Source organism: Propioniciclava sp., assembly GCF_029977985.1.
Lineage (GTDB): Bacteria > Actinomycetota > Actinomycetes > Propionibacteriales > Propionibacteriaceae > Propioniciclava.
In genome coordinates, this window is the sequence record NZ_JARKOT010000230.1 from 1 (window position 1) to 1850 (window position 1850).

Below are 1850 nucleotides of genomic sequence, written 5' to 3' on the forward strand. Positions count from 1 at the left end.
ATCTGGGAATGCGGGGGCAACCGGTTGCGTTGGGGACGACGTGAACCAGCGCATCGGCATCATCGGCGTCGGCAAGCTTGGCAGCGCGCTCGGGCGGCTCGCCCTCATGCCGGCCTCGACCTCAGCGTGGCCGACGACCCGGCCAACCCGCACGACGGGCTCGTCGTCGCCAGCATCCTGCCCGGCGCCCGCTTCACCGACGCCGCCGACATCCTCGCCACGAGCGACCTCGTGATCCTCGCCGTGCCCCAGCCCGTCCTCGCCTCCCTTCCCCTGGACGCCGCCGCCGGCGTCCTCATCGACGCCACCAACGCGTGGGAGGCGACCGACGGCGTCCGGGCCGGCACCGGCCCCACGACGCCGGCGCTGCTCGCCGCCCACCCGCACCTGCGCCTCGTCAAGGCCTTCAACCAGTTCGCCTACGCCGACCTGCTGCCCGACGCCCGCCCCGCCGGCGCCCCCGGGCGCCGCGCGATGGCCGTCGCCGGCGACGACCCGGACGCCGTCGGTGCGGTCGCCCGGCTCGTGGACACGCTCGGCTTCGACCCCGTCGTCGTCGGCATGGACGCCGCCGCGCAGCTTGAGCCCTCGGGGCCGGTGTTCGGCCGCAAGCTCACCGCCCCCGACCTGGCGGCGGCGTTGGCCGGCGACGCCGGACCAGCCGCGTTGAACAACGGATAACTGCTCCGCTGAGCGGAGCAGTTTCCCCTTCGGAGAACGAACATCACCGCTCGAGGGGTTCCGCGCCGCGCAGGCGTGCGGCAGGGTGGGGTGATGAAGATCACCCATCTCGGGCACTCGGCGGTGCTCGTCGAGGTCGCTGATCGACGGCTGCTGTTCGATCCGGGCAACTTCTCCGACGCCTGGCACGGCCTCACCGACCTCGACGCCATCCTCGTCACCCACCAGCACCCCGATCACATCGACCCGGACCACGTGGGCGCGCTCCTCGACGCCAATCCCGACGCCGCGATCTGGGTGGAGCCCACGGTCCTCGACCAGCACGACCTGCCCGAGCGCGCGCAGGGCATCGCGCCCGACACCCGCGTCGATCTCGGCGGCGTCACCGTCGCGGCGGTCGGCGGGCTGCACGCGATCATCCACCGCGACATCCCCCGCATCGCCAACGTCGGCCTCGTCGTGAGCGCCGAGGGCGAGCCCACCTTCTTCCACCCCGGCGACAGCCTCGACACGGCGCCGGCGGGCGTCGACGTGCTCGCCCTGCCCATGATGGGGCCCTGGGCGGCGATGAAGGAGCACATCGACTTCGCGCGGTCCGTCGGGGCGGCGTCCGGGTTCGGCATCCACAACGCCTTGCTGTCCGACCGCGGCTGGAACCTCGCGTTCAACCGGTACAACGAGATGACGCCCACCACAGTCCACGACCTCCGCTCCGGCGAGGCCTGGCAGCCGTGACAGGATGGGGAGCATGACCTCCCCGACGCCCGAGACCCTCGACTGGCTGACCCGCTTGGTCGCGTTCGACACGACGAGCCGTACCTCGAACCTGCCGCTGCTGGACGCCGTCGCCGATCACCTGCGCGGCCTCGGCCTGACGCCGCACCTGTTCCCGACGCCGGACGGGCAGAAGGCGAACCTCGTCGTGACCCTCCCGGACGCGGACGGCGGGACGGCCGGCGGCGTCATGCTGAGCGGGCACACCGACGTCGTGCCCACCGACGGTCAGCGGTGGACGTCTGACCCCTACTCCTTGGTCGAGCGCGACGGGCTGTTGTACGGCCGCGGCACCTCCGACATGAAGGGTTTCAACGCGTGTGTGCTCGCCGCGCTGCCGGCGATGCTCGCCGAGCCGCTGCGGGAGCCGATCCACGTCGCCCTGAGCTACGACG

General features: G+C 72.5%; 3 protein-coding genes. All 3 read left to right on the forward strand.

Annotation, left to right across the window (positions count from 1 at the left end; genetic code table 11):
* Positions 1–126: 126 nt before the first annotated feature.
* A complete protein-coding gene (locus tag Q1K57_RS13065) occupies positions 127–681 on the forward strand; it encodes a hypothetical protein (RefSeq protein ID WP_300083349.1) in 555 nt (184 codons plus the stop codon).
* A 93-nt stretch (positions 682–774) separates the two neighbouring features.
* Positions 775–1416 carry an MBL fold metallo-hydrolase gene (locus tag Q1K57_RS13070; RefSeq protein WP_300083350.1) on the forward strand — a complete coding sequence of 214 codons (642 nt, stop codon included), beginning with the start codon at positions 775–777 and terminating at the stop codon, positions 1414–1416.
* A gap of 13 nt (positions 1417–1429) precedes the next feature.
* The coding region (locus tag Q1K57_RS13075) for a M20/M25/M40 family metallo-hydrolase (RefSeq protein ID WP_300083351.1) at positions 1430–1850 on the forward strand (421 nt) is incomplete at its 3' end.

Coding starts and splice junctions, on each gene's coding strand:
- Q1K57_RS13070 (WP_300083350.1), top strand. CDS start 775: ATGAAGATCACCCATCTCGGGCACTCGGCGGTGCTCGTCGAGGTCGCT.